Genomic DNA, 26,572 nt, shown 5'->3' with positions numbered 1-26,572 from the left:
GCGCGGTGGCGGCTTCGTCATGGCGATGGCTGCGGACGCGGTAACCGACGGCGAGGATGGCGGGCAGGCTGTAGTGCATCACCTCACGAGAGACCTGTCGTGTCCCCTCGGTTCGAACTATTAAGTACGGCTTAATCGTTGCCGCCTCTGTCAGCTCCCCCTCGGCGTAGATGGCCTTGAGGTGCATGTTGATGTTGGCGACGGTGGTCTGGAAGAGCTCTGCAAGCTGTAGCTGCGTCAGCCAGATCGTCTCCTCCTCCAGCCGGCACTGGATCCGCGTGCGGCCGTCCTCGGTCTGGTACAGCAGGAACTCGGACGGCGGGGGGGCTTCGTCGTCGGTCATGGATGCCTTCTCGCGTGGCGATACACGTGCGCCGCGGGCCCTGACGAGGCCTACGCCTTCACGCGTTTCGCCTCGGGATCGTAGAGCGGCCTGATCGAGGCGATCGCCGGAACCACCTTGCCGGCGATCTCCACCTCCCACGTCCCCTTCTCCAGCCAGCTCGTGTCGATCGGCTCGCCGGCCTCCACCATGGCGAGGCCCACGGCCCCGCCCAGCGTGTGGCCGTACGACGCCGCGCGCACGTACCCGACGGGCTTGCCATTGCGACGCACGATCTCCGCGTGGAACATCAAGGGCTCCGGATCCTTCACGAGGACCTGCACGATCCTGCGCTTCAAGGGCCCCTGCGCCTTCTTCGCGAGCACCGCCTCGCGGCCGAGGAAGCTCGGCTTCTTCAGGTCCACCGCGAAGCCGAGCCCCGCCTCCAGCACCGAATCGGTGTTGTCGATGTCGTGACCGTAATCGCGGTAGCCCTTCTCCATGCGCAGGCTCGCCAGCGCCTTGAGGCCGGCGTGCTTCAAATCGACGCGTTTTCCCGCCTCGACGAGGCGATCGTAGACGTGCGTGGCCTGCTCCGTGGGGATGTAGAGCTCGTAGCCGAGCTCGCCGAGGTAGGTGATGCGGACGCAGAGCGCGCGGGCGAAGCCGATGTCGATCTCCCGCGCGGCGCGGAACGGGAAGGCCTCGTTCGACATGTCCTCGCTCGTCACGAGCTGCATGAGCTCGCGCGACCGCGGCCCCTGGATGTTGATCTGCGCGTGACCCGAGGTGACGTCCGTGACGAACGCGTGCATGTCGTCCCGCGTATGCCGCCGCATCCACGTGAGCACGTGGCGGTGCGCCGTGTCCGAGGCGACGACCCAGTAGCGCTCGTCGTCGAGCTTCGTGACCGTCAGGTCCGCCTCGATCGTGCCGCCCTCGTTCAGCCATTGCGTGTACGTGATCACGCCCGGCGCGCCGTCGACGCGGTTCGCCGAGATGTGATCGAGCAGCTTCCCCGCGTCCCGGCCCTGCACCAGGAACTTCGCCATGAACGACATGTCCATGAGGATCACGCCTTCGCGGCAGGCTTTGTGCTCGGCTTCCCAGTACGGGAACCAGTTCTGACGGCCCCAGGACAGGCGCTCCACCTTGGGCGCCACGCCCGGCGGCGCGTACCAGTCCGCGCCCTCCCAGCCGCTCACGTCCTTGAAATGAGCGCCCGCGGCCGCGAGCCTGTCGTGAATGGCCGCGGTCTTCGCGCCGCGCGCCGTCTGCATCGAGCGCGTCGGGTAATGGCACTGGTACACCATCCCGAGCGACTCGACGGTGCGTGTCCTGCGGTATTCGGGGTTCGCCTGGTACGTGTGCAGCCGGTCGATGTTCATCCCCGTGACGTCCACGTCGGGCCGCCCGTTGATGATCCAGTGCGCGAGCACGCGGCCGAGGCCGCCGCCCGTGAGAATGCCGATCGAGTTCATGCCCGCGGCCACGAAGTAGTTCTTCACCTCCGGCGCCTCGCCGACCACGGGCGCGAGGTCGGGCGTGAAGCTCTCGGGGCCGCAGAAGAACTTGCGAACGCCGACCTCGAGCGTCACCGGCACGCGCCGCATCGCCTTCTCGACGTACGGGCCCATGCGATCCCAGTCCGGCGTGATCTCGCCGAAGGAGAAATCGTCCGGCACGCCCTCGATTTTCCACGGCGCGCAGACGGGCTCGAAGAGGCCCACCATCAGGCCGCCGACCTCCTCGCGATAATAACCGTACGAGCCCGGATCCTCGAGCACGGGCATCGCCTTCGGCAGATCGGGGATCTTCGCCGTGATGAGGTAATAATGCTCGGCCGATTGCAGCGGGATGTTGACGCCCGATCTCGCGCCGAGCTGCCGCGCCCACATGCCCGCGCAGTTCACCACGTACTCGGCCTCGATGTCCCCGAACGGCGTCCGGACGCCCGCGACCGCGCCGCGCTTCGTGAGGACGCCCGTGCAGGGCACGTTCTCGAGGATCGTCGCGCCCTGCATCTTCGCGCCCTTCGCGAGCGCCATCGTGATGTCGACCGGGTTCGCCTGGCCGTCTTCCTTCACGTAGAAGCCAGCGAGGAGGTCGTCGGTCCGCGCGAGCGGGAAGAGCTCCTTCACCTCGGAGGGCGAGATCTCGTGCACGTCGACGCCGCAGTGGCGGTTGAACGCCGAGACGCGCCGGTACTCCTCGAGCCGGTCCGGATCCGCCGCGACCTCGATGAACCCGACCGGCTTGAACCCGGTGCCGAGGCCCGTCTCCGCCTCGAGGCGCGTGTACAGGTCCCGCGTGTACTTGCGCATCTCGGTCGACGTCTCCGACGTCGAGCCGAACGTGACGATGAGCCCGGCGGCGTGCCAGGTCGTCCCCGAAGTGAGGCGGTCCCGCTCGAGGAGGACCACGTCCTTCCAGCCCATGTGAGCGAGATGGTAAGCGACGGAGCAACCGATGACCCCGCCGCCGACGACGACGACACGCGCGCGTTTCGGCAGTACCGGTACGGACATGGCGGTGCTTTTGCCCGAAACCGAGGCCCGCGTCCAAGCCCATCGATGCCAGACGTGACGATTCTCACCCGGAGGCCGGGTCGAACTGTGCTGTCGCCAACGCGTATGGGTTGAAGTCGTGTCGGTGGAGCGACACACGGCATTCCGACGAATCCGTGCTTGGCACGTCAATCCGTTGACGAGTCGACGGCCTCGGGTACGGTCATCCATTGCGTCCACGAACGCTTCCATGCCGGCCCGAGCGGGGGGAGGAGCACGTGTCATTGATCGCCTACGAGCAGGAGTGTGCGGTGTTACGCGCGCGGGTCGCCGAGCTCGAAGCTCGGCTCGCCTCCGGAGCGCCCACCGGGACGAATGGCAATGGCCGCCGCCGCGAGCCGGCCGCCTCGAGCCCGGACAGCGAGGCGCGGCTCCTCCGGGCCGCGATCCAGAGCCTGGCCGACGGCGTGGTGATCTGCGACCACGAGGGCCGACCCTTGTACCTCAACGTCGCCGCGACGTTGATCTTCGGCGAGCCGTCGAGCGAGGTCGCCGTCGAGGATATATCGAGGCGACACGGCATTTTTTATCTGGACGGCGTGAACCACGTGCCGCTCGAGGAGCTGCCCGCCAATCGCGCCCTCCGGGGCGAGGCGGTCGACGGCGTCGAGCTCTTCGTGCGGAGCGAGGCGCTGCCGGCGGGCAAACACGTCGAGTGCTCGGCGCGCGTGATTCGTGACGCCGAGGGCAAGGTCTTCGGCGCGGTGGTCGTCTGCCGCGATCTGGGCGAGCGGAGGCGGTACGAGGCCGAGCGCGAGCGGAGGCTACGCGCCGAGCAGGAGCGGCTCGCCGCCGAGCAGGAGCGGGGCCGCATGGCGCGGATCCTGAAATGCCTGCTCGATCACCTCGACATCGTGGTCTGGGAGATGGATGCGCAGTCCACGTTCACGTTCCACGACGGCCGCGGCGCCGAATCGGCGGGCCTCTCGCGGGGCGCGCTCGTCGGGAAGAAATCCCGCGAGGTCTACGGCGACGACGCGTTCCTGAGCCGCGCGCTCGCGGGCGTCGCGGGGCACGAGCGTAGCTGCTCGCACGGGGTCTGCTGGGAGCATTGGGCCATTCCGGTGACGAGCGACGGCATGGTCTCGGGCGTCATCGGCATGAGCCTGAACGTCACCGAGGCGCACCAGGCCAAGCTCGAGCTCGAGGCGAAGCTCGCGGTCATTCAACGGCAGCAGGAGGTCATCTTCAACCTGGAGACGCCGGTGATCCAGGTCTGGGACCACGTCCTCACGCTCCCGATGGTGGGCGTCGTCGATAGCAAGCGCGCCGCCCGCGTCACGGACGATCTGCTCGCCCAGGTCTCGCGCACGCAGGCGCGCTTCGCGATCCTCGATTTGACGGGCGTCGACGTCGTCGACACGGCGACGGCGGGGCACATGCTGAATATCATCAGCGCCGTGCGCCTGCTCGGCGCGGAGGGGATCATCACGGGGATTCGCCCGAACGTCGCGCAGACCATGGTCTCGCTCGGCCTCGATCTGTCGCAGGTGCGTACGCTGGCGACGCTGCGGGACGGGCTGTCGTTCGCCATTCGAAGCCTGCCCGAGGACCGCGGCTCGCCGCGCCGGGCCGCGGCCTTGTCCCCTCCGAGGAGACACACGTAGGTCAACACCCCGGTCACCCGAATTGCCGGCGTTCCGCTTGTGAATTCCGGCACGTCGCTCGTGCCGAATTTCGGGAGGTCACTCATCCCTCCGTTGGCAAGCGAATGTTCTTCGGGTACGGTGATCGATTGAGTTCACACGTCGTGCCGGCGTGATCCTGGGAGATGAGTGTGTCGCATCTTGCGTTGGAACAGGAGTGCGCGGCGCTCCGCGAGCGGGTCGCCGAGCTGGAAGCGCGCCTCGCCGAACGAGCGTCGATCGTGGGCCAAGGGGATCGCCTCGAGGGCGTGCCCTCCGACCAGCGAGGCGAGGCGCGGCTCCTCAGGGCGGCGCTGCACAGCCTGGCCGACGGCGTGGTGATCTGCGATCGCGAGGGCCGGCTCCTGCACTTCAACGCGGCCGCGACGGCGATGTTCGGCGAGCGGTCGAGCGAGGTGCCCCCCGCGGAGTGGGCGGCGCGGTTCGGTATTTTCCTCCCGGATGGCGTGACGGCCGTCCAGCCGAACCAGATCCCGCTCTACCGCGCCTTGCACGGGGAGGACCTCGACGGCGTCGAGCTCTTCATACGGTCCGCGCAGATCCCGGCGGGGACGTACATCGAATGCTCGGCCCGCTGCATCCGAGACGTCGACGGCGCGATCACCGGCGCGGTGGTCGTGTGCCGGGATCTCGGCGAGCGGAGGCGCTTCGAAGCCGAGCGCGAGCAACGCCTGCGCGCCGAGGCGGAGCGGGTCGCCGCCGAGCAGGAGAGGCTCCGAATGGCGCGGATGCTCGAGACCCTGCTCGACCACCTCGACATCGTGGTCTGGTCGACCGACGAGAAAGGGACCTTCACCTTCCACGATGGACGCGGCGCCGAGTCGGCCGGGCTCACGCGCGGCGCGCTCGTCGGGCAGAACGCGCTCGAGCTCTCCGACGACGAAAAGCTCGTGCGTACGGCGCTCACGGGCGTCCCGGGGCACGGGCGCGCGGAGGCGTTTGGCGTCGTCTGGGAGCACTGGGCCGTCCCCGTCCTCGGGCAAGGCGGCAAGGTCACGGGCGTGATCGGCATGAGCCTGAACGTCACGGAGGCGGCCCAGGCGAGGGCGGAGCTCGAGTCGAAGCTCGCGGTCATCCAACGGCAGCAGGAGGTCATCTTCAACCTGGAGACGCCGGTGATCCAGGTCTGGGACCACGTCCTCACGCTCCCGATGGTGGGCGTCGTCGACAGCAAGCGCGCCGCGCGTGTCACCGACGATCTGCTCGAGCAGGTCACCCGGACGCAGGCGCGCTTCGCGATCCTCGATTTGACGGGCGTCGATATCGTCGACACGGCGACGGCGGGCCACATGCTCAATATCATCAATGCCGTGCGCCTGCTCGGCGCGGAGGGGATCATCACGGGGATCCGCCCGAACGTGGCCCAGACGATGGTCTCCCTCGGCCTCGATCTGTCACGCGTGCGCACGCTCGCGACGCTGCGGGACGGGCTCTCGTTCACGATTCGAAAGCTCACGGAAGAGGCAGGCGCCGCGCGCAAGCCCACGGCGCGGCCATGATCGTCGCGACCTCCCGCTCGTCCCGCGAAAGCCTGCGCCTCGTCGAGCTGCCGTCCCGCCCCTTGCGCGCCGACGAGCTGCGCGTCCGCGTCCGCGCCATCGGCGTCAACCCCGTCGACTGGAAAATGCGCGAGGGGGGCCCCCTCGGCACGGCGCAGCGCCTCATCGGCCCGCCGGGGCCTCTCGTCGTCGGCATCGATTTCGCCGGCGAGGTCGTGGAGGTGGGCAGCGCCGTCGAGAGGCCGAGGCCCGGCGATCGCGTCGTGGGCGGCACCGATTTCTCGCGCAAGCAGCGCGGCAGTTACGCCGACGAGGTCATCGTGCGCCCCGATCAATGCGCCGAGCTGCCCGCGTCGGTCTCCTTCGAGGAGGCCGCGTGCCTGCCCGTCGCCGGCGTGACCGCGTGGCGCTGGCTCGACGAGGCCGATATCGCTTCAAAGCCCGGCGCGCGCGTGCTCGTGCTCGGCGCCTCGGGCGGCGTGGGCCTCTTTGCCTTGCAGCTCGCCCGCTCGTACGGCGCGACCGTGGTGGGCGTGTGTTCGGCGCGTAATGCGCCGCTCGTGACGAGGCTCGGCGCCACGGCCCTCGATTACAATCAGGGAGACCCGCTCGAAGCCGCCGCGCGCCTCGGCCCCTTCGACCTCGTGCTCAACGCCGTGGGCTCGGCGGTGTACCCGTCTGCCTCGTGCCGGAGCCTGCTCTGCGCGACGGGGCTGCTCGGGCTCGTGGTCGTCCGGCCGGCCGATTACCCTGCGCTCGTCACGTCACGCCGGACGAAGACGCTCCTCGGCAAACCCACGCGCGAGATCCTCGAGCCGCTCGTCGCCGCGCTCGTGAAGCGCGAGATCGAGGCCATCATCGAGGCCACGTTCCCGCTCGCGGAGGCCGAGGAGGCGCACGCTCGGTCCCGCGCCGGCAAGGTCGTCGGCAAGCTCCTGCTCGTCCCTTGAGGTTGCGGTTCAGCGAGGCGTCACATCACGGGTCGCCGGTCGGCTGAATGGCCGTCGTCTCCACCATGAGCATGACGGTCCTCTCCGGGGCCCTCGGTCGATGCATCACGCCCTTCGTGATCGTCACCCCCTGCTGCGGCCCGAGCTCGATCGTCCGATCTTCCAGGTCGATGAGCAGCTTGCCTTCGAGGACGAAAAAAAACTCGTCGTCCTCGTCGTGCTTGTGCCAGTGGAAGTCTCCCTCGACCACCCCGAGCCGCACCACGCTGCCATTGACCTGCGTCAACGTCCGGTTCTGCCACGTCTCCGTGCACGCGGCGACGACGGCGGGGACGTCGATGCGCTCGAGGTGCCGGAACTGGACGTCGAGGTCGATGTTGTACTTCGCGGGGTCGTTCATGCCGCGGAGGTTACCGCCGTTTTTCCGGCGCGGCTAGAGGTTCAGCATATACAGCGCGATCGCCGCCGTGCGATTCGTCTTTCGTTCTTCGAGGTACGCCGTGACCTCGGGGACGAGCTCGACACGTCGCCCGTATTCGCCGAGCGCGCGCAGGCGGGCCGCCACCACCTCGCCGAAATAGATATGGCTCACCTTCTTCAGGTCCGCCGGGTCCACGGGCCGCATGTACGCGCGCAAAAGGGCGCGCGCCGTTTCCATCGACGCGCCCGGCGCGCCGGAGGCGTGGAACGTGATCACACGGTCGAACGAGGGCTGGAAATGGCTCCACACCTCCGCCGTGGCGGCGTCGATCGGGATCGGCGCGAGGGCCTTCTCTTCGAGCCAGGCGCGCACCTCGGCGTGGCGCTCGATCCACTCCGGGTGCTCGAGCAGCGCACGCGCGGCGACCGACCAGAGCGGCTGCTCGTAGACCGGATAACCAATGGCCGGGCCATGTTCGTCGCGGCTCCGATCACGCGGGAGGACCTCTTCAGGTTTGGCGGTGAGGAGCCGGACGAGCAGCTTCACGCGGCGCGCCTCCTCCACGCCCTCGAAGTCGAGCGCGACGCGCATGCGGCACACGGTCTCCGTGTCGAGGCGAATTCGATCCCCCTCGAAGATGGGCGCGACGAACGCGTCGAAGCGCCGCGACGCCTCCGCGGGCGGCATCCACCGACCGAGCTCGCCGAGGACGTAGCAGCGCGGGGCATTGAAGCGTAACGTCGCGAGCTCGCCGTCGAGGTCCCGGACGCGGGCGAGCGCGGCGGCCTCCGGGACCTTCCCGCCCGCGGGCTCCGCGTCGAGCCAATCCTTGCGCGGATCGAATCGCCTTCGCCGCGGACGGGGCCGATCACGCACGCCGACCGATTTCTGCGGCGTGTCGAGGTCGAAGAGCGCACCACGCGTGATCTCCACGAGGTCCCGCGCCGCGCCGGGGACGCCTCGCGTGAGCGGGAGCTCGCCTTTCGCCGCGAGGATCCCGCCGACGAGCGCCCGCGCCTCGCGCTCGAGGCCGAAGCGCACGCCGAACACGCCCGCGTCGGCGACCTGCAAGAGCACGAGCTCGAGCGTCGCAGGATCCGGAGGCCCGTCGAGCCTCTGCTTCATCCCTGCGAGCACCCCACGAAGCAGCGCCGGCCCCTCCGCGCCTCGAGCGCGCTCGGGGTGTCCCCAGAGCATTTGCGCGTAGACCGCCGAGGCCGCGCCATGCAAGAGGAGCTGCTCACGCGCGTCCTTGCTCGTGCGTAGACGTTCGAGCAAGAGGCGCCTGCCCTCCGCGACATTGTCGACCACCCAGTAGGTCGGGATGCTGGCGAGCGCGAGGTACCGGACGAGGGATCGCGGCGGCCGGGGCCCGCTCTCGCCCGGGGAGAGCTCGTAATGGGTGATCGTCGACTCGTCCCGCCGGACGAGCGTCATGAGCGCCTCCGCGTCGTGTACGGTGCGGATGCGTGCGACGAGCTCGCGCGAGAACACGAGGGGCTCGTCGTCGAACATCGCCGCGCCCGCGCGTTCGAGCTCCGCGTCGCAAGGAGGGGCGAGGAGCAGATCGCTGACGTCGGGGAAAAGCGAGGGGATTCTCTCGAGGATACGCGCCCCGACGAGCGTCGGCGCGCGCGCGGCGCGATCGGCCTCGCGCCGCATCAGGGCGAACATCTCGTCGGGGACGGGACGGCCTACCTCGGGGACTGCGCCGCGGAGGCACGGCGGAGCGCTCCTCCACTGCGTGGGCGTGCACGCGGACAGCAAAAGGGCGAGGGCGAAGGGCAGGGCGGTCGTGCGCTTCATCGGCCCGGACACCCTACCGCGACAGACGGGGCTCCGTCCCGGATACTTTCGCGCCTGCGGCTTCGTGCATGAGCGCCGCGGGCGCGTCACGCTCCTCGCATGGAACGTCTCTCCCTCCTGCTCGCCGGCGTGCTCGGGTTTCTCGGGGTCGCGTTTGGCGCCTTCGGCGCGCACGGGCTCAAGAAATGGGTCGTCCAGTTCCCGGACGCCGAGCAGCGCCTCGCGTGGTGGCAGACCGGCTCGCAATATCACCTGCTGCATGCGCTCGCGATCGGGCTCGGCGCCCTCCACCCCACGCCCACGAAGGAGGGCAGCGCGCTCGCCCCCTGGTTTTTCCTCGGCGGTATTTTTCTCTTCTCCGGCAGCCTCTACGTGATGACGCTGACCGGCCGCCGCGCGCTCGGCGCGATCACGCCGATCGGCGGCCTGTTGCTCCTCGCGGGCTGGCTCGCCATTGCTTTGAACGCGCTCTTCGCGACGGCGTGAGAGAGCCCCGGGGCGTCCGGTCTGGACAGGCCCCGGGGTCTTCTGTATATCCGTGGCGGGAACGGATGAAGCGGCATGCACCCACGAGCGGCGCCGGAGAGGGCAAGACGCGGAAACTCGTGAGGGTGGGTCCGAACGGGAGAGCTCGCGTCGCGCCCATGCCCGAGAGGCCGTCCGTCGCTCGGAGTCGCCCGCCCGCCGAGCGCCATTCCTTGCCCGCGCTCGCCTCCCGGAGGAGCGGCGCCGTCCGCGGCGTCTCCGCTTGTTACGCCTGCGCGACGCTGGCGGAGGTGCGCCTGTACGAGGCCATCGACCTCGGCAAGGTGCCGCTCTGCGGCGATTGCGCCGACAAGGCCCGCGACGCGACGTTCGGCCGCCCCGAGCCGCTCGACCACGCCATCATGGTCGGCGGGTTCGAGACGAACCGCCGCAGGCATTGAAGAGAGCCTTCAGGTCGTCTGCGCGTTGGTCAGGATATCCATGGCCTCGCGGAGCATGCCCTGCGGGACGTAATGGCCTCCGTCGAACTCGCGGTACGTCACGGCGTACCCCGCGGATTCGAGGGCGGGGACGATGGTCCGGCTGCATCGAATGGGCAGGACCGCGTCCTCGACGCCGTGGCTGATGAAGACCTCCGGCGCGCCCACCTGGGTCATCGGCCGCATGAACCCCGGGGAGAAGGCGAAGACGAAGCGGAAGAGGTCGCCGTTCGTGAGGCCGAGGGAGAGGGCATACGAGGCCCCGTCGGAGAAACCCTCGATGGCGACACGCGTGGGGTCCACGGCGAGGCAATGGAAGGCCGCGGTGAGCGCGCGATCGATGCGGTTGATGTCGTGCCCGTATCCGCCGCGGAGCAGATCCCAGCTCGCCCCCACCGAATCCGGGGCGACGAGGATGACGCCGTCGCGCTCGGCCTCCGGGCGAATGGGATCGATCCGATGACGGGCCTCGCCGCCGGCGCCGTGCAGGCAAAGCATCAGCGGGGCAGGGCGGGCGGGATCGTAGCTCGACGGGATGAAGAGGATGCCGTCGCGTTTGTCGCCCAGGCCGAGCGGCCGATCGCCTCGCTGGGCGTGCTCGCGTGGGCCGGGCGTGGGGCGGGCTTCCAATCGGCCGAGGTCGCGCGGATCGAGCTTTCGTGCAGCGAGCGTCATGGTGATCTCTCCCCGCGGGGAGCGGTGCACGAGCCGGGCCAGGAAGGTGGCCCCTGGACGTACGATCAGAAGCCCAGGCTCGCCGTCTCGAGGGCGCAGGCGGACGTGCTCGGGGCGGCCGAATGGGAGAGCGACACGCGCCCGCGAATTTGTTCGATTCGACGCGCCCCTGCGAGCGACGGCGCACGCGGGGAGGTCCGGCGTGGGCCACGCCACCCCGGGGTCGAACTTTCGTTTGTCGCAGGAGCGGGGTTGTGGCATCGTAACGTCATGCCCAGACGAACCACTCCTTCACCTGCCGCCGCGAAGGTCGGCGCGCGCATCCGCGCGCTCCGCCTCGAACGGGGTCTGTCCCTCCAGCACGTTGCCGATGTCGGTCAACTGTCGAAGGGCCACCTCTCCAGCATCGAGCACGGGCTCGCCGCGATCACGATCGAGACGCTCGTGCGTATCGCGCAGGGCCTGGATCTATTGCCGATGGATCTGCTCACGTTCCCCGAGGACGACGAGCGGGGTCGCATCGCCGACATCATCCGCACCAAGATCGGAAAGAAGGAGCTGCCCAAGCTCCGGCGCGAGCTCACGGCGCGGGGCGCCGGCAAGGCCTGAGAAGCCGTCCCGGGGGGGGCGGGACGGAAGAATTTCTTGCGTCCGCGCGGTGAATTTCGTAGATGGGCGCCACCTTGGGTGCGCTCCGCGGTAGCCTCACGTTCTCGCGCTTCTACGTCACCGGTGACATCCCCGACGATGTTCCCGGGACGACGTTGAAGCGCATCCGTGCCAACGCCTTCCAGCCCCTCTCGCCGGACGACGAGAAAAACGAGGGCGCGGGCTGGGCCAGCATCGAGGATCCTTTCGACACGGACCTCGATCACGAGAAGGTCTTTTACAACGAGTACGTTTGTCTCGGCCTGCGCCTCGATCGCTGGGTCATCCCCGGTCCGCTCTTGAAGACGCACCTGCGCGACGCCGAGCAGGCGCTGCTCGCGAAGAAGGGGCTCGAGCGCCTCGGCCGGCAGGCGAAGGCCGATTTGAAGACGATGGTGGTGCGCAAGCTCCGCCGCCAGCTCGTGCCTTCCTTGAAGAGTTACGACGTCGTCTGGAACCTGCGGACGAACGTGCTCCACCTGTACAGCCAATCCGAGCGTATCGCGGCCCTGCTCGACGATCTCTTCAAGAGGACGTTCAAGGTCGACCTCGTGCCCGAGAGCCCGGGCACGGCCGCCGAGCGCCTCGGCCTCGACGCCAAGGAGGTGCGGGCGTTCGCCGGGCTCGAGCCGATGACCCTCGCCCGATTGGAAGAGGAGGCGCGCTGATGGAGCTCCTGGACGTCATCGAAGGGCGCCGCTTCATGGGGCGTGAATTCGTGGTTTGGCTCTGGTTCGAGAGCGAGGTGCAGGAGACGAACCTCGAGCCGACGGGCGCCGATCCGGTCTCGATGTGGCTGGAGGCGCAGATCACGCTGGTGCTGGAGAAAGAGGAGAGCCGGCTCAAGGGGGCGATCCCGGCCTCGTCGCCCGAGGCGAAGGAGGCGCTGCGGCAGGGCAAGCTGCCGAAGGAGGCCAAGATGCGCCTCGTGCGCGGGGATCGCGAGTTCACCTGGACCCTCAAGGCCGATTCGCTGGCGCTCTCGGGCCTCAAGTTGCCCACGCAGCTCAAGAAGAACGACGAGAAACACGAGGTCTTCTACGAGCGCATGATGCTGCTCGAGGACCTGGAGACGTCCCTGTCGGCGCTGTATGCCGATTTCGTGCGCCTGAGGCTCGCCGATCCCTGGGACGACGAGGTGGTGCCGCTCATGACGAGCTGGGCGCACGGCGAGAAGGTGGACGCGGAGGCGTACCTCGCCACGAAGCGCGTGGTGCTCGGCGAGAAGCGAAAACGAAAGCGGTAGGCGCCCCGCCTTCGCTGCTCCTTGACAGGGAATGGCAATCGCCGTTAGGACTCGTACGGGTCGCTACGGAGCTTGCTTTTCCTGGAGGAAGTCATGAATCAGCGTGGGTGGAGGAGCCTTTGGATGCCGCTCGTGCTTTCGGGCATGGCGGCGGTGTGCGCCGCGTCCGGATGCTCGGATGATGCGTCGTCGTCGAATCCCGGCGGCGCGGGCGGCACGGGCGCCGGAGGTAATGGCGGCGCGGGCGGCAGCGGCGGCGTGGGCGGCGGCGGCGCGGGCGGCGCGGGCGGCGTGGGCGGCGTGGGCGGCGTGGGCGGCGGCGTGGGCCTCGAGGGGCGCGCGTCGGCGCGGATGTTCCTCTCCGGGCACAGCCTCACGGACAATCCCTTGCCCGACTACGTGCTGAGCATCGCGCAGAGCCTCGGGAAGGATTTCAATTTCAACGAGCAGATCGGGATCGGCTCGCCCATCCGGGTGCGGACCAAGGGCGGGAGCTTCGACGCGCCGGGCTGGCCCGGATACTCGACCGGGAAGAACCGCGACGGCAGCGACATGAACGTGATCGAGGAGCTGCTCTCCCCGAAGACGCTCGGGCCCGGCGAGCTCTACGATACCCTCGTGATCACGGAGCGGCACGACGTCCTCGGCACGATCTGGTGGGAGGACACGTTCGGCTTCCTGCGCCATTACCACGATCGGCTGATCGACGGGAACCCGGCCGGGCGCACGCTCTTTTACCATAGCTGGCTCGACGTCGACAAGAATGCCCCGCAGACGTGGATCGGCCACGAGAAGAACGCGCTCTACGCGTGGGAGTGCGTGGCGACGAAGGTGAACCTCTCGCTCGAGGCCGAGGGGCGGGCCGATCGCGTGGAGACGTTGCCCGCGGGCGCGGCGCTCGTGGACCTCGTGGAGCGCATCCTGAACGACGAGGTGGCTGGCATCACGGGCGGGACGTCGCAGAAGCTCGACATGATCTTCAGCGACAACGTGCACATGACGCCGCTCGGCGTGTATTACCTCTCGCTCGTCACGTACGCGTCGATCTTCCGCGCCTCGCCGGTCGGCGCGGCCGTCCCCGCGGGCGTCGCTGCCGAGCCTGCGGCCGACATGCAGGAGATCGCCTGGAATTTCGTGCAAGCCTACTACGGCAAGCCGAAGCCGGGCGAGCACACGATGGAGGAGTGCCGGTCCTTCATCTCGCAGAACGTCTGCGCCTCGTTCTGGACGCTGCTGAACCAGCCGAACAACATCACCTCGTGCCAGAACGATTTCGCGAACGCGAACGCGACGCAGAACCCGTTCCGCTGGCCGGATCCGCAGTTGAATCTGTGGCCGGATCCCTGATCCATCAGGAAAAACCACGCAAAGGCAGGTCGGGGCGCAGGAGCCAGTTGTCCTCGGGGTAATACGCGTCCGCATCGACGACGTGCACGGCGTAGGCGTGCCTCGACCGCCCCGAGCGGTTCTCCGCGCTTCGATGCGGGAGCAGGCCGTGGAGCACGACCAGCGTGCCGGCCGGGACCTCCAGAGGAGTCGCGCCGTCCTCGACGAGCGGCGCCTCGTCGAGCACCTCGAAGCGCGTCCCTCCGCGCCCGTCCCGCAAGAAACGCTTCTTGAGCCCCTGCCGGTGTCCGCCGGGCACGGCCCACAAGCAGCCATTCTCGATCGTGGCGTCCTCCAGCGCGAACCAGAAGCCGGTGACGGTGACGGGATCGGTGTAGAGGAACGTCGCGTCCTGGTGACAGACCACCTCGCCGCCGATGTGGGGCTGCTTGAAGATGTACATCGATTGAATTAGGACCGGTCGCGCGAGGCCGAGCTCGGCCGAGAGCGCCGCGAGGGCGGGCGTGCGCGAGAATCGATCGAAGACCGGATCGAGGTCGTGCATCGCGTGGCCGATCTTGTTGAGCGCCCGGTCCCTGGGCACGCGCAGGCGGCCCTCCGGATCGAGCGCGCCCTCCTCGAAGAAGAAGCGGATCTCGCCGCCCGATTCGAGGAAATACGCGTCGGAGGTGCGCGTCTGCTCGTGGGTGCTGAAGACCGAGCGGTGCGCCTCCGGGTCGAAGTCTCGGACCATCTCCTCGACGCGGCGCCGGAGGGCCTCACACGCGTCGACCGAGACGAACCCGGGCAGGACGAGGAAACCGTCGCGCTCGAAGGCGTCACGGCGCTCGGAGGGGGCGATGGGCCGGGGCATGCGGAACCTCGTAGCCCTCCCGCGCCCGGCTGTCCATGGCTCGTGCGCGGCCGGCATTGCGCGGGGCCGGCGCGCGCCTTAGGCTGCGGCCCATGCATCGGCACCCCTGGCGAATCGTGCGCGCGCTCCGCGTGCTGCTCGCCTGCCTCGTGCTGCTGCTCCCGGCCGCGCCGGCGCGTTCTGCGCCGGCCGTGGTCGACACGGTGCTCGTCGTCGCGTACACGAGGGCCGCCGCGCAGGTCGCCCGAGCCGCGCCCGAGGTCGCGCCGAGACACGTCGAGGCGCCCCGGGCCGAGGTCGAAGCCCCGCCCAGGAAGGTGCCCTCGTTCGTCCGGACAGAGCCGCTCGCCGCGACCGCTCCGGACGCCTCGTCCGTCCCCGTCCCCGCCGAACGCTGGCTTTTGCATTGCGCGCTCCTTTGCTGAATTCGAGGGCCCTCTCGCGTGGCCTCTCGATTCATCAGCAAAGGAGAAAGCGATGTCGCCTCGGGACCCCAGCCCTCGCAGGAGGGCCTGGCGACGCTTCGTCCGTCGCCTTTTGTATTCGTTCCGTTCCATGGGCCGGATTGCCCTCGTGCTCGGCGCGGGCATGTTCCCCGGTATGCCGCCGCCGCCACCGCCGCCGCCTCCCGCGATCGAGGAGCAGGCCTCGGGCGGGAAAAAGCTCTCCGAGCTCTGAGACCTATCTCGACGCCGGTGAGCTGGAATCAATCCCCCGGGAACCGCCGGGCGAGCCAGGTCTCCACCTCCTCCGGGTGAAACTCGAACGGCCCCATCCCGCCCTTGTAAACGATGGCCCCCTTCTCGTCGATCACGTAGAGCCGCTCCGGCCAGGCCGCATAGGCCGCGTTCGCGGGGTTCTCGATCGGATCCACGAGGAGCGGAATGTCGTATTCGAAGCGCTTCACGAAGTCGGCGGCGATGGCCACGCGGCTCTCGGTGCTCCGCGGCTGCGGGTAGCAGACGTTGTGTTTCTCGTTCACGTCCATCTGCCATTCGTCGGTCGGGTGGGCCTCCTTGATGTAGACCGTGAGGAAACGGGCGCTCTTGCCATATCGCCCGAACATCGCCTCGAGGCGCTCGACCGAGCGCCGGAAGGGCGGTCATGTGAAGCTGCCGAAGATCAGGACGAGCGGCTTCTCCCCGATGTACGCGGAGAGCTTCTCCCGCCGCCCCTCGCCGAGCGAGACGAGCTCCACGTCGGGGGCCGCGTCGCCGACCGCGAGCCGCCCCTCTTCACGCTGGTCGTACCGCAACATGCCAATGACGTTGCGCGGCCCGATCCACCCCACGACGACCGCGCCCGCCGCCACGAGGAGCGCTGCGACCGAAACCAGGACCTTCTTCGTTCGGGACATGCCGGGTTGCTTACCATGTTCGCGACCCTGCCGTCGATCCCTTTTCGTTTAGAAAGGCCTCTCCAGGCTCCGCTTTGCATCCAGTCGCAATGGCGCCAAGCCCGCCGAGGCCGATCCGGCGGCGGCCGGCGGCGTGGCCGAGAGCTCCGCGACGCGGCTCTGCGCTTGTCTTTGCAGGTCGGCGAGCATGCGCCCGTCGAGGCCGCCCGGCGGGAGCGCGAGCAGCCTCTGATAATGGGCGAGGGCCTGCTCCTTTTGCCCGAGCTCCTCGCTCGCGACGCCCGCGCCGAGCAGCGCGGGCGCCGAGGCGGGCTCGTCCCCGAGCACGCCGCGGAAGACGTCGAGCGCGGCCGCCGCCTTCTTTTGCCGCACGAGCGCGAAGCCGAGCGCATTTCGTGTCTCCGGATCCGGCCGCATCTGCGCGGCGGCCCGGAGCGCGCGCTCCGCCTCCTCGACCTTGCCCGCGCCGAGCAGCGCCTGTCCGAGCGAACCAACGGCCTCGGCGCTCTTCGGGTCGAGCTCGGCGGCGCGCTGGAAATGCCGGATGGCGTCCATGGGCTTGCCCTGCTTCGCCCGCGCGCTGCCGAGGGCGAGGCGCGCCTCGAAGCTCTCCGCGACCTGGAGCGCCGCCTCGAGGTGCCCCGCGGCGCCCGCGAAATCGCCGTCGGCGAGCTCGAGCTGCCCGAGGCCCACGAGCGCCCCGGCGGCGTCCGGCTTCACGGCGAGCGCGGCCTGGAACTCGGCCTTCCCGCGCGCGGCGTCCTCCTTGCGGCTCATGAGCACGAGCCCGAGCGCCGTGTGCGCGAGCGGCGATTTCGGGTCGATCACGAGCGCCTCGGCGAACTTCATCTTCGCCCCCTCGGCGTCGCCCTGCCGGGCCAGGATGTTGCCGAGCGCGGTCAGGTACACGGGCGCGCGAGGTTTGTCGGTCTCGAAGAGCAGCTCGGCCTCGTAACGCGCGTCCTCGATGGCCTCGGGGGCGATCCGCGCGGCGCTCTCGGCGATGAGGTGGAGCCTGGCGCGCATGAGGGCGCGTTGCACGTCCGGATCCGTGGGCGCGAGCTCGCGCGCGTGTCCGTACGCCGCGAGGGCCTGCGCGAAGCGGCCGGCGCCGAGGGCCGCGTCGCCCCGCGCGAGGTGCTCACGCGCGAGCTCGGGGGTGCGGTCGCAGCCCCAGGCCAGCGCGGCGCAGAGGACGAGCGCGGGCAGGCGGCGGGCACGGGCGAGGGGCCTCGGGATCATCGGGCGGCGTTTTACGCTCGTGTCGGTCGCGAGGAAAGCCCGCTCGGCGGGGCCTGTCAGCGGCGCGCGGGCTCGGCCGGGTTTTCCAGGACCGGCGGCGTGAGCGGCTCGGCGGTCATGGCGCCGCGGGGGTCGACCTCCACGTCGGCCTGGAGAACGGGAGGGATCAGCGGCTCGGCGGTCATGGCGCCGCGGGGGTCGACCTCGACGTCGACACGAATCTCGGGCGGCGTGAGGGGCTCGCCGGGCTCGTTGAAGACCTGCGCCGGATCGATGACCCGCCGCGTGGTTTCCACGCCTGCGCCCGCGGGGGTCGGGGCCGCGGGGGGCGCGGGCGGCGGCGGCGTCGGGCTCCGGGGGCGCTCCGGGACGAACGCTTGATCGACGGTCACGGGTCTCGCCGCCGGGGGCTCGGGAGGCGCGCCCTGCCCGTTCCGGAGCAGGAGCGCCGCGCCCGCCGCGACGAGGCCTCCGAGCGCGACGAGGATCGGGATCTTCGCGCGCCCGGCGCCTTTACTCATTGTAATTGGAGCTGTTGACGCAGCGGAAGATGCGACTGTTGTTCTTGTCGCAGTTCCCTTCGAAGTTCGTCAGGTTCGTCGAGTTGATGCAGTACGCGTCGTCGTCGCCGGAGCGGTTGCCGATCCAGTCGCCGTTGAAGAGGACGGAGCCCGTGCCGTTCGCCTGGGCGAGCCGGTAGAGGTCGTTGTAGGTCGAGATGTGCCCGCCGAGCGCGGCGCAGACGTTCTGCGCGTTGTTGAAGGTCTGCGCGGCGAACCAGGTGGTGGCGCAGATGGTGTTCGAGCGGGCGATGCCGCCGAGGGTCGTCGTCGTGGTCGCGCCGATCGCGTTGAATGGCGCGGTGCATTGCCGCGGGCCGCGGCCGATGAGCTGCAGCCAGGTCGTGTTGCCGGCGTTGTTCGTCTTGCGATACCAGAGGTCCTGGTCGAAGAAGCTGCCGCCGATCTGCAATGCGTGGTTGTTGCCGCCATTCGAATGGCGCACGTCGATGAGGTGCTGCCACCCGGAGGCGTTCGGGTAGTAGTTCACGGGGGCCGAGGTCTCGAAGAAGCCGCTCCGGGAGCCCGTCGCGTCGGCGTTGTTTTTCGTCTCGGTGCGCGTGAGGCCATTGCCCCAGTAGACGATCCCGTCGGCCCGGATGTTGCCGGTCGCGTGGATCTGCTCGGCCGGGCTCGCGGTGCCGACGCCGATGACGCCGGGGAAGTAGTTGATGTTCGAGGTGCCGCCGTCGTATTGCAGGTACGGGCCATTGTCGTTGTGGATGCCGCCGCGGAACTGGGCCTGCGCCTGGAAGTAGACGGTGCCCGAATTGAAATAGGCGCCGCCTGGGACGACGACGTACGAGCTCGCGACGATGTACGGGTTCGCCGCGGTGAAGCGCAGGTTCCCGCCGGTGTCGGCGGCCGAGTTCACGCGCAGATAACCGTTCGCGTGGATGTTCGAGGCGGCGAACTGCTCGTAACCCGTGCCGGGGTTGTTGTACGTGCGCACGACGCCGTCGTTGCCCATGCCGAGCTGCGAGGCGACGACGCCTGGCCAGTGGAAGGCGATCCTCGGCGTGTTCGTCGTGCGGACCTCGATGGAGGCGGCGTCGTAACCCGTGCCGGCGCCGCCCGTGACGTCGAACCGGCCGGTGGTGGTCACCGTGGTGGCGTCGTCGGTGATGCTCGAGTTGCCGCCCGTCGTGGGGCCGGTGAATTTGACGATGGTATTGGTCGTGCCATTGATGTTGGCCGAGCCGGCGGGGCCCTGGGGGCCGACGGGACCCTGGGAGCCTTGCGGGCCCTGCGCGCCGGTGGCGCCGGCCGGACCCGCGGGACCTTGCGCCCCGGTGGGGCCGATCGGGCCCTGGATGCCCTGGGGGCCCTGCGCGCCGGTGGCGCCGACGGGACCCTGGGGGCCTTGCGGGCCTTGCGCGCCGGTGGCGCCTTGCGGACCGATGGGGCCCTGTGCGCCGGTGGCGCCCTGGGGGCCTTGCGCGCCGGTGGCGCCTTGCGGACCGATGGGGCCTTGCGCGCCGGTGGCGCCTTGCGGACCGATGGGGCCTTGCGCGCCGGTGGCGCCTTGCGGACCGATGGGCCCCTGGGGACCCATCGCGCCGGTCGCGCCCTGCGGGCCCATCGGACCGGTCGGGCCCATGGGTCCGATCTCTCCTTGAGGACCGGTGATACCCTGTGGCCCCATGGGTCCAACCGGCCCGGTGGGGCCTACGTCCCCCTGCGGGCCCATCGGACCGGTGGGCCCCATGGGTCCGATCTCACCCTGAGGACCGGTGATACCCTGTGGCCCCATGGGTCCAACCGGCCCGGTGGGGCCCACGGCCCCCTGCGGGCCCATGGGACCGGTGGGCCCCATGGGTCCGATCTCACCTTGAGGACCGGTGATACCCTGTGGCCCCATGGGTCCAACCGGCCCCGTGGGGCCTACGTCCCCCTGCGGGCCCATCGGCCCGGTCGGTCCCATGGGTCCGATCTCACCTTGAGGACCGGTGATACCCTGTGGCCCCATGGGTCCAACCGGCCCGGTGGGGCCCACGGCCCCCTGCGGGCCCATCGGCCCGGTCGGTCCCATGGGTCCGATCTCACCCTGAGGACCGGTGATACCCTGTGGCCCCATGGGTCCAACCGGCCCGGTGGGGCCTACATCTCCTTGCGGACCCATCGGCCCCGTCGCGCCCATCGGCCCCATCGGACCCACCGCACCCGTCACGCCCGTCGCGCCGGTCGCGCCGGTCGCGCCCACCGGCCCGATCGGACCGATCGGCCCGATCGGCCCCATCGCGCCCGTCGGCCCCATCGGCCCGACCGGACCCATCGGACCCTCGGGGCCCACCGGACCCATCACGCCCGTCGCGCCCACCGGACCCACGGGCCCGTCGGCGCCCGTCGGCCCCATCGGCCCCGTCGGCCCGACGAGGCCCGTCGGCGGGCCGACCCACTCGCCGTTGTTATTGATGACCTCGGTGCCGTTGATCGTGACGGTCGTCGGGTGGATGTCCCCGTTGACGTCGTTCGCGAGCAATGCATAGGGCACGCTCTGGATGGGCGCGCGCGGCAAGAGCTCGGGGTCGCTCTCGATCGTGATCCCGAGGTACCGGACCGAGCCGTCGAACACCTTGTCGAAGGGCACGAGCGAGCCGAGGGACACCGAGTAGAACCCCTCGTCGAACTCGATCGTGTGCTCCTCGCTCCACAGCGGCGCCTGCGCGTCCGGCGCGTCGTAGATCGCGAACCTCACGGTGAGCGGGCCGTTGATCGGCGTGTCGTTCGCGTCGAAGAGGCGTCCCTGGTTGGTGATCGTCAGCGGAACGGCCGCGTGCGCGCGCCGGATGGGGGCGGCGGCGACCGCAGCGAGGCCACCCACCAGAACCGTCGCCGCGAGCAGCCGTCGAATCGTGCGAAACCTCATGGGACGTCTCGTCCTTCGCGGGGGCTCTGCCGAGGAAAACCCGGGATCCCGCTCCGTATAAGCAGGCTACGCGTCCCCCGGGAGCGACGTCAATGGTGTTCTCGGCCCACGGCCGCGCTCATCTCGTCGGCGAGTTTTTCGAGCGCCTCGCGCCTCGTCATGGTCACGCGGGCGATGGCGCGGGCGAGCGCGGCCACCGGAGGGCACGCCTGGTTCGCCAGCCAATGACTCGCCGGCACCCTGCCCCGGATCCACGGCCGCGTGGATTCGAGCCGCTCCATGAGCGCGCGCTCGCCGAACGCCCGGTAGAGGAACGCCGTGTACGGGGAGGCGCCGAGGTCGAAGCTCGAAGGGCTCGCGCGGCCCTCCTCGAGCAGGCGGAGCAGGACGGGATCGAGGTCCTCGGCGGCGCCCGGGGCCCGCTGCAGGAAGAGCTCGGCCCGCAGGGGGTTCGTGTTGTGCTCGTCGGGCAGGCCCCCGAGGAAGAGCTCGATCGGCGCGTCGCCGCCCGTCGCGCAGGCAAACGCCTCCACGAGCGCGATCGTGTAGAGCTTGGCCCGGAGGTATCGTACGGCGAGCGTCATGTTGCGGCGGGCCTGGGCGATCCTCCTGGCGTGCACCTCGGGCGAGGGTTCGCCGCGGAACGAATGGAAGACCCGCTCTGCCTCGAGGGACGCGAGGAAGCCCTCCATGCGCTGCAAGGCGAGGCGATACTCGCCGTTGCGATAGGCGTTCGGCATGTGGAGGGCGGGGTTCGTCTCGGGCAAGAGACGCCAGGTGTTGTCGAGGAACCGCGCCGGATCGGCCTCGGCGAAGTTCTCGACGTCGCGGTTCGCGAGCCGCACCGCCGTGCGCACCGCGTCCTCGCAGGCATTCGCGTCGAGCGCGGGGATCCCGAGGTCGCGCAGGCGCCCGACCAGGCGGTCGAAGGCCGCCGCCTCGCGGAACGGGATCGTCGCCTCGATCCCCGCGGCGATCTCGGCGATGTGGCGAGGCGAGAGCAGCGGCGAGAGGCACTTGGCGGCGACGAAGGCGCTCGCGAGCTCGTTCAGGCCCGAGTACGGGGTGAGCTCGTCGCCGGGCTCGCGGCCGAAGACCCGGGCCACGAGCTCCGTGGTCGGATCCTCCAGCACGCCGAGGCCGAGCCGATAACCGGTCCCGTCGACGGGCGTGAGCAGGGGGCGGAGCAGGTCGTTCACCATCCGCGGAAACCCCTGATCCACCTGCACGTACACGACGTCGTGGAAGATGCCGGCGAGGGTCTCGATGGGGCCCGTCCCCTCCGTGATCGTGAGGACGTGCTCGTGGCTGTGGAATTCGCGGGACTGCCCGGAGAGGGCCTCGTGCACGAGGAACGTGGGGCGCTCGAGCTCCATGGCGTTCGGGCGAACGCCGAGCTTCGTGAGGGCATCGTCGAACCGGACGAGCAGCCGGTGAATCGTGGGGAGCCCTGCGTCCTCGGGAGGAAGGGGGAGCATGCCGTCCCATAACACGGCTGCCCCGGGGCGTGGGTGCCGTTTCTCTCGGGAGGGCGGTCAAGCGGCGGCGCGGGCGCGCTTCGGCTTCACCTTTGCCGGCTCGAGGCGCGTGCGCCGGAGCTCGAAGAGCGCGAGGTCCTTCTGCTTGGCCTCGATCATGAAATCGCTCGGCACCTCGAGCGCCGCCACGGCATCGCGGTAATCCTTGGGGTCGATGTAATCGGCGTGCGCGCCGGGCGGGCCGTCCGGCCTCTGGCTGGCGAGGTGGTGCTTGGGCCTGAGGCCGAGCGGCAGCCAGGTCGAATTGGCCATCCGGAAGAGCTCGGCGATGGGGACCACGGGATCCGAGGGCAACACCGCGTTGTGCAGCGGATCCGCGAGGAACGGCAGGCCGTGCTCGCGGGCGAGCGGGAAGACCTCGCGGGCGCTCCAGGTGCGGTCGTCGTGCTCGATGGCGATGCGGCGGCGGGCGTCGTCGGGCAAGGCGTCGAGCATCCGGTGCGCGGCGACCATTGCGGTGAGCCGATCGGGCGCGGCCCCGCCGACGTGGAGCACGACACGCGCCTCGGGGCCCTGGCCGAGCATGTCGAGGACCCGCGTGGCATAAAGCAGCTCCTTCTCCGCGGCCTCCCGGACCTCGGGGCGCGCCGAGGCGAGCGAGGCGCCGGCCGGGGAGGGGTGGAGGGAGAGCCGCTGGCCCGAGCGCCTCGCGATCTCGCCGATGCGGTCGAAATCCCGCGGGAAGTGCCTCCACCAGCGGAGCTCGTTCACGGGGTGCGAGGCGAGCGGGACGAGCCCCGAGCCGATGCGGAAGACCTGGATCCCGTGTTTCTCGTTGAAAAGGAGGATCTGCTCGAGCTCCGCGAGGTTCTGGGCGACGAGGTCGAGCAGGCGCGCGGGCGTGGCGTTGGCGACGCGGCAGGTGTGGCTCGCGCCGATCTTCAAGGACAAACTCTGGGCCACGTAGCCGAGGCGAAACGTTTCCATGGAGGCGAGCGTCTAGCGCCGGCGCCCCCGATCCGGGAGCCCTATTCGAGTCGCGGGCCGGGCCCGATGTGGTTTTCATGGGAGCCGCGGCCGAGACGAGGGAAGCGAGGGACGAACGAGCCGAGGCATGGCCCGCGGATCCCGCGGCGATGGAGGCCGGGCGCGCGCTCCTCCGCGCGAACACGCGTGGTCGCTTCGTGCTCGTGCCCGACGGGGACGTGGACGGTTTGTCCGCGGGGGCGATCGCGCTTCGAGCGCTCGAGAGGCTGGGGGCCGAGGTGGTGGCCGTCTTGCCGGGCAAGGGGGAGCACGTGCATACGGACGCGCTGCGGGCGCGTATCGTGGCCGCGCGGCCGGACGTGCTCGTGGTGCTCGACATGGGCAGCCGCGGCGAGCCGATCGTCGCGGGGCTTCCGACCTTGCTCGTCGATCATCACGCGCCTCTGCGTGGTTTTCCGCCGGGCGCGACCGTGGTGAGCGCCTTTGGCCACCCGCCCGTGGCGGCGACGAGCCTGCTCGCGTGGCACCTCTTCCGCGAGGTCGCCGCATTGCAGGATTGCGCCTGGCTCGGCCTGCTCGGCGCGGTCGCGGACCTCGGGGCCGAGCCCATGCCGGACGTGGTGAAGCGGATGATGGGCGGGGTTTCACGCACGAGCCTGCGGGAGGCGATCGTGCTGCTCAATGCGCCGCGGCGCTCGGCCGCGCACGACATCACGTCGGCCTGGGAGGTGCTGCTCCGCGCGCGGGATCCGGCGGACGTGGCGAAGGGGCGCGTGCCGGGGGTGGAGAAGCTCCGGGAGGCGCGGGCCGAGGTCGCGGCGGAGGTCCTCCGGTGTGCGCGCGCGAGGCCCTATTTCGGGGGAAACGTCGTGGTCTTGCCCTTCCGCTCGGGCGCGCGGGTGCACCCGCTCGTGGCCCAGCGCGCGGCCGCGCGGTTCGCGGATCGGATCGTGATCGCGGCGAATTACGATTACTTGCCGGGCCGCGTGAACTTCGCGATGCGGAGCCGCGCCGAGCGGGACCTCTTGCGGTATTTGCACGGCGTCGGCGCGCCGCTCACCGGAGACTCGGGCCACGGGCACCCGGGCGCGACGGGCGGGAGTATGCCTTTCGAGGATTTCGAGCGCCTGCTCGTGGCCATGGGGTTCGAGGCGCCGCCGCCGCGGCCGTGAAGGCGGGCGGCTAGTTCTTGCCGAAACCCTCGCGGATGTAAACGATCGGCCCCGCCGCGGTGTACGCGTATCGATAATTCTTGCGGGATTGCTTGCGGGCCTCGGCCAGGTACGCCTCGAACGTGCCCTCCTCGCCGATCGACGCGTGGTACGTGCCGAGCTTGCGCTCCGGGTCGAGGTACGAGGCGGCGGTGTTCGAGGACTCGGTCTCGCTCGAGGTCGTGAGCCACTCGCTATACGATTGGCCCGTCGCGTTCGCGCCGAGCTCGAACCAGCCCTTCTCGGGCGCGCTCGAGTACCAGCGGTTCTTCGCGAAGGTCACGCCCGCGTTGTAGCCCTGGTTGAAGAAGCGCACGAGCTCCTCGCCCCGGAGCGGCGACTGGAAATCGTTGCCCTCCACCTTCACGTTGACGAGGGCGGTCGTGGAGAAGCGGATCCCGCCGCGCCAGTCGTAGACGACGTTGTCCCGGATCGTGAGCTCCGTGATCGCCTCGTTCGGCACCTGCATCGGGTCGTATTTGCGGGTGAGCTCGAACGCGACGTGATTTCCGCCCTCCGTCTTGTCGTGCGCGAGGATGTTGCCCTCGATGACCGCCGACTTGATGTTGCCGATCTGGATCCCGACCCCGCGAGGCTCGGCCGCCGTGATGTCGCCCGAGTCGCGCACGACGTTGCCGATCACGCTGCCCGTGACGCCGCCGGGGACCGGCGTCGCCGAGCCGTTCGTGAGCCCGAACGAGAAGCCGATCGGGTTGTCGATGACGAGGTTGCCCTCGACGACGCCGCCCGCGCGCGCCTGGAACCCGTGGCTCGCCGCGCGTGTCGAGATGTTGCCGCGGATCGTCACCTTCGAACACGACGACTGGATGTACATGTTGTGGTTGAAGTTCGTCGCGTTCGCCCCCGGGACGAGCGAGCTCCAGCCATTGTGATCGAAGATGTTCCCCTCGAGCACGAGCACGTCGACGTTCTGCGCATAGAGGCCCTCGGAGTTGTCGAGCTGGACGTCCGGATCGGGGTCTTCGATCTCGTAGGCGTCGACGATGACCGAGCGGCGCAGCCGGACGTTCGTGATCTTGCCTTGAATGCCCTGGATGCTGACGTTGCCCGTGTAGGCCTCGACCATCAGATCCTCGAAGAGGAGGTCCTCGCCCTGGGCCAGCCACATCACGCCCTCGTCGCCCGCGGGGCCCACGAAATCGGGGCCATCGGGGTCGCGGGTATGCGCGTAAAAATGCAGGCCCACGAAGGCGAGGTGCCCGAGCGTGCTGCCGGGGTCGGCGTAGAGCCCGCGCTTCGCGCCCGTCTTCAGCAAGGGCCGCGCCTCGGCCTCGCCGTAGGTGGAGACGAGCATCGGCTCGGAGGCGCTCCGGCCCGAGAGCGTCCACGTGCCGAGCCCCTCGTTCCAGGCGTCGCCGCGCTTCAAGAGCAGCCAATCGGGATATCCGTCGCGCAAGAGCTGCTTGCCCTTGTTGATGGTCTTGACGGCGGTCTCCGGCGTGAGGCCGTCGTTCTCGTCGTTGCCGTCTGCGCTCGATACGTGAATCTTTTGCGTGTCGGCGCTCTCCTGGAAGTTGGTCCATCCCACCGTCGGATCCCACATCGGGCCCGCGTCGGCGCCGCCGCTGCCGCCGGCGCCTCCGACGCCGCCCGCGCCCCCGACGCCGCCGCCTGCGCCGCCCGCGCCGCCCACGTTGGTGCCCGTCGAGGTCGGTCCGCTCGTGCTCGGGTTGGGCTCGGAGCCGCAGCCCTGCGCGAGCGCGAACGCCCCGAGGACTCCGAGGATCACAGGGGCGGCGGCGAATGAAGCCGAACGAGAGATTCTGGCAAGCATGACAATCTCCAGCGCGTGTCCCTCGCCGGGATGGCGGGGAGGGATTCAATCTCACGGAGTTTCATGCGAGCCGTCAAGCGCCGTCGAGGTCGGTTCCGTGCGGCACGAAAGCGGGCGCGCCCATTGAC

23 protein-coding genes and 2 pseudogenes are annotated in these 26,572 nt (G+C 69.8%); 12 read left to right on the top strand and 13 right to left on the bottom strand.

Annotated features, from left to right (window positions below; all coding sequences use genetic code 11):
- Window positions 1-22 precede the first annotated feature (22 nt).
- Both GF068_RS47410 and GF068_RS26405 read right to left on the bottom strand, forming a co-directional pair.
- Window positions 23-343, bottom strand: a pseudogene (locus GF068_RS47410) (virulence RhuM family protein); the annotation flags it as partial.
- Window positions 344-393: 50 nt separating this feature from the next.
- Entirely contained in the window at window positions 394-2,850 is a 2,457-nt protein-coding gene (locus GF068_RS26405) for a GcvT family protein (RefSeq protein WP_153822211.1), read from the bottom strand.
- Window positions 2,851-3,107: 257 nt separating this feature from the next.
- Between GF068_RS26405 and GF068_RS26400 the strand changes: the two genes are divergently transcribed.
- The 3 genes from GF068_RS26400 (at window position 3,108) to GF068_RS26390 (ending at window position 6,984) form a co-directional block, all read left to right on the top strand.
- Window positions 3,108-4,496: a PAS domain-containing protein gene (locus GF068_RS26400; protein WP_170319684.1), complete on the top strand. Its 1,389-nt coding sequence runs from the start codon at window positions 3,108-3,110 to the stop codon at window positions 4,494-4,496.
- A 185-nt stretch (window positions 4,497-4,681) separates the two neighbouring features.
- The gene (locus tag GF068_RS26395) at window positions 4,682-6,034 is read left to right on the top strand and encodes a PAS domain-containing protein (RefSeq protein WP_170319683.1); all 1,353 of its coding nucleotides are present in this window, start codon (window positions 4,682-4,684) and stop codon (window positions 6,032-6,034) included.
- Entirely contained in the window at window positions 6,031-6,984 is a 954-nt protein-coding gene (locus GF068_RS26390) for an NAD(P)-dependent alcohol dehydrogenase (RefSeq protein WP_153822208.1), read from the top strand. The genes GF068_RS26395 and GF068_RS26390 overlap by 4 nt, the downstream gene beginning before the upstream one ends.
- A 25-nt stretch (window positions 6,985-7,009) precedes the next feature.
- Here the strand turns inward: GF068_RS26390 and GF068_RS26385 are convergent, their stop codons facing one another.
- Complete coding sequence (locus GF068_RS26385) at window positions 7,010-7,384, bottom strand: cupin domain-containing protein (protein ID WP_153822207.1); 375 nt, start codon at window positions 7,382-7,384, stop codon at window positions 7,010-7,012.
- Window positions 7,385-7,417: 33 nt separating this feature from the next.
- Window positions 7,418-9,211, bottom strand: a complete 1,794-nt coding sequence (locus tag GF068_RS26380) for a hypothetical protein (protein WP_153822206.1) — start codon at window positions 9,209-9,211, stop codon at window positions 7,418-7,420.
- A gap of 99 nt (window positions 9,212-9,310) precedes the next feature.
- Between GF068_RS26380 and GF068_RS26375 the strand changes: the two genes are divergently transcribed.
- Together GF068_RS26375 and GF068_RS26370 are read left to right on the top strand one after the other, a co-directional pair.
- A complete protein-coding gene (locus GF068_RS26375; RefSeq protein ID WP_153822205.1) occupies window positions 9,311-9,697 on the top strand; it encodes a DUF423 domain-containing protein in 387 nt (128 codons plus the stop codon).
- Window positions 9,698-9,855: 158 nt separating this feature from the next.
- Window positions 9,856-10,137 (top strand): hypothetical protein, encoded by a 282-nt coding sequence (locus tag GF068_RS26370; RefSeq protein WP_153822204.1) that lies wholly within the window; start codon window positions 9,856-9,858, stop codon window positions 10,135-10,137.
- 9 nt (window positions 10,138-10,146) lie between these two features.
- Here GF068_RS26370 and GF068_RS26365 read toward each other — a convergent pair whose 3' ends face one another.
- Complete coding sequence (locus GF068_RS26365) at window positions 10,147-10,851, bottom strand: alpha/beta hydrolase (protein WP_153822203.1); 705 nt, start codon at window positions 10,849-10,851, stop codon at window positions 10,147-10,149.
- A 270-nt stretch (window positions 10,852-11,121) separates the two neighbouring features.
- Here GF068_RS26365 and GF068_RS26360 point away from each other — a divergent pair, with 270 nt between their 5' ends.
- The 4 genes from GF068_RS26360 to GF068_RS26345 all read left to right on the top strand — a co-directional run bounded on the left by GF068_RS26360 (window position 11,122) and on the right by GF068_RS26345 (window position 14,092).
- Complete coding sequence (locus tag GF068_RS26360; protein ID WP_153822202.1) at window positions 11,122-11,460, top strand: helix-turn-helix domain-containing protein; 339 nt, start codon at window positions 11,122-11,124, stop codon at window positions 11,458-11,460.
- A gap of 74 nt (window positions 11,461-11,534) precedes the next feature.
- Complete coding sequence (locus tag GF068_RS26355) at window positions 11,535-12,167, top strand: hypothetical protein (protein ID WP_153822201.1); 633 nt, start codon at window positions 11,535-11,537, stop codon at window positions 12,165-12,167.
- Window positions 12,167-12,745, top strand: coding sequence for a hypothetical protein (locus GF068_RS26350; protein WP_153822200.1), 579 nt, complete (start codon window positions 12,167-12,169; stop codon window positions 12,743-12,745). Before GF068_RS26355 ends, GF068_RS26350 begins: the two co-directional genes overlap by 1 nt.
- A 123-nt stretch (window positions 12,746-12,868) precedes the next feature.
- Window positions 12,869-14,092: a hypothetical protein gene (locus tag GF068_RS26345; protein ID WP_206079556.1), complete on the top strand. Its 1,224-nt coding sequence runs from the start codon at window positions 12,869-12,871 to the stop codon at window positions 14,090-14,092.
- A 4-nt stretch (window positions 14,093-14,096) separates the two neighbouring features.
- Here GF068_RS26345 and GF068_RS26340 read toward each other — a convergent pair whose 3' ends face one another.
- Entirely contained in the window at window positions 14,097-14,945 is an 849-nt protein-coding gene (locus GF068_RS26340; protein WP_153822199.1) for a phytanoyl-CoA dioxygenase family protein, read from the bottom strand.
- A gap of 92 nt (window positions 14,946-15,037) precedes the next feature.
- On the opposite strand from GF068_RS26340, the gene GF068_RS26335 reads away from it, so the two are divergent.
- Window positions 15,038-15,370, top strand: a complete 333-nt coding sequence (locus GF068_RS26335; protein ID WP_153822198.1) for a hypothetical protein — start codon at window positions 15,038-15,040, stop codon at window positions 15,368-15,370.
- 130 nt (window positions 15,371-15,500) lie between these two features.
- On the top strand, window positions 15,501-15,623 hold the full coding sequence (locus GF068_RS46460; RefSeq protein ID WP_275939231.1) for a hypothetical protein: 123 nt from the start codon (window positions 15,501-15,503) through the stop codon (window positions 15,621-15,623).
- Between the two features lie 28 nt (window positions 15,624-15,651).
- Here the strand turns inward: GF068_RS46460 and GF068_RS47600 are convergent, their stop codons facing one another.
- From GF068_RS47600 to uvsE, 6 genes and pseudogenes are all read right to left on the bottom strand, one after another.
- Window positions 15,652-16,302, bottom strand: a complete 651-nt coding sequence (locus GF068_RS47600) for a deiodinase-like protein (protein WP_465251811.1) — start codon at window positions 16,300-16,302, stop codon at window positions 15,652-15,654.
- 48 nt (window positions 16,303-16,350) lie between these two features.
- Window positions 16,351-17,544 carry a tetratricopeptide repeat protein gene (locus GF068_RS26320; RefSeq protein WP_153822195.1) on the bottom strand — a complete coding sequence of 398 codons (1,194 nt, stop codon included), beginning with the start codon at window positions 17,542-17,544 and terminating at the stop codon, window positions 16,351-16,353.
- A 56-nt stretch (window positions 17,545-17,600) separates the two neighbouring features.
- Window positions 17,601-18,065 carry a hypothetical protein gene (locus GF068_RS26315; RefSeq protein WP_153822194.1) on the bottom strand — a complete coding sequence of 155 codons (465 nt, stop codon included), beginning with the start codon at window positions 18,063-18,065 and terminating at the stop codon, window positions 17,601-17,603.
- A 1,288-nt stretch (window positions 18,066-19,353) separates the two neighbouring features.
- Window positions 19,354-20,484: pseudogene (locus GF068_RS47595) on the bottom strand (collagen-like protein); the annotation flags it as partial.
- Between the two features lie 578 nt (window positions 20,485-21,062).
- Window positions 21,063-22,451: a hypothetical protein gene (locus GF068_RS26305; protein ID WP_153822192.1), complete on the bottom strand. Its 1,389-nt coding sequence runs from the start codon at window positions 22,449-22,451 to the stop codon at window positions 21,063-21,065.
- 57 nt (window positions 22,452-22,508) lie between these two features.
- A complete protein-coding gene (gene uvsE / locus GF068_RS26300) occupies window positions 22,509-23,438 on the bottom strand; it encodes a UV DNA damage repair endonuclease UvsE (protein ID WP_153822191.1) in 930 nt (309 codons plus the stop codon).
- 77 nt (window positions 23,439-23,515) lie between these two features.
- Here uvsE and GF068_RS26295 point away from each other — a divergent pair, with 77 nt between their 5' ends.
- Window positions 23,516-24,610, top strand: coding sequence for a DHH family phosphoesterase (locus GF068_RS26295; RefSeq protein ID WP_240807393.1), 1,095 nt, complete (start codon window positions 23,516-23,518; stop codon window positions 24,608-24,610).
- Between the two features lie 10 nt (window positions 24,611-24,620).
- On the opposite strand, the gene GF068_RS26290 is transcribed toward GF068_RS26295, so the two are convergent.
- The gene (locus GF068_RS26290; protein ID WP_153822190.1) at window positions 24,621-26,399 is read right to left on the bottom strand and encodes a right-handed parallel beta-helix repeat-containing protein; all 1,779 of its coding nucleotides are present in this window, start codon (window positions 26,397-26,399) and stop codon (window positions 24,621-24,623) included.
- Window positions 26,400-26,572: the final 173 nt, after the last annotated feature.

Source organism: Polyangium spumosum, from assembly GCF_009649845.1.
In the GTDB taxonomy this organism is placed as follows: domain Bacteria; phylum Myxococcota_A; class Polyangia; order Polyangiales; family Polyangiaceae; genus Polyangium; species Polyangium spumosum.
The sequence above is the reverse complement of the archived record's forward strand: the minus strand, read 5'-3'. Positions and strand labels throughout refer to the sequence as shown.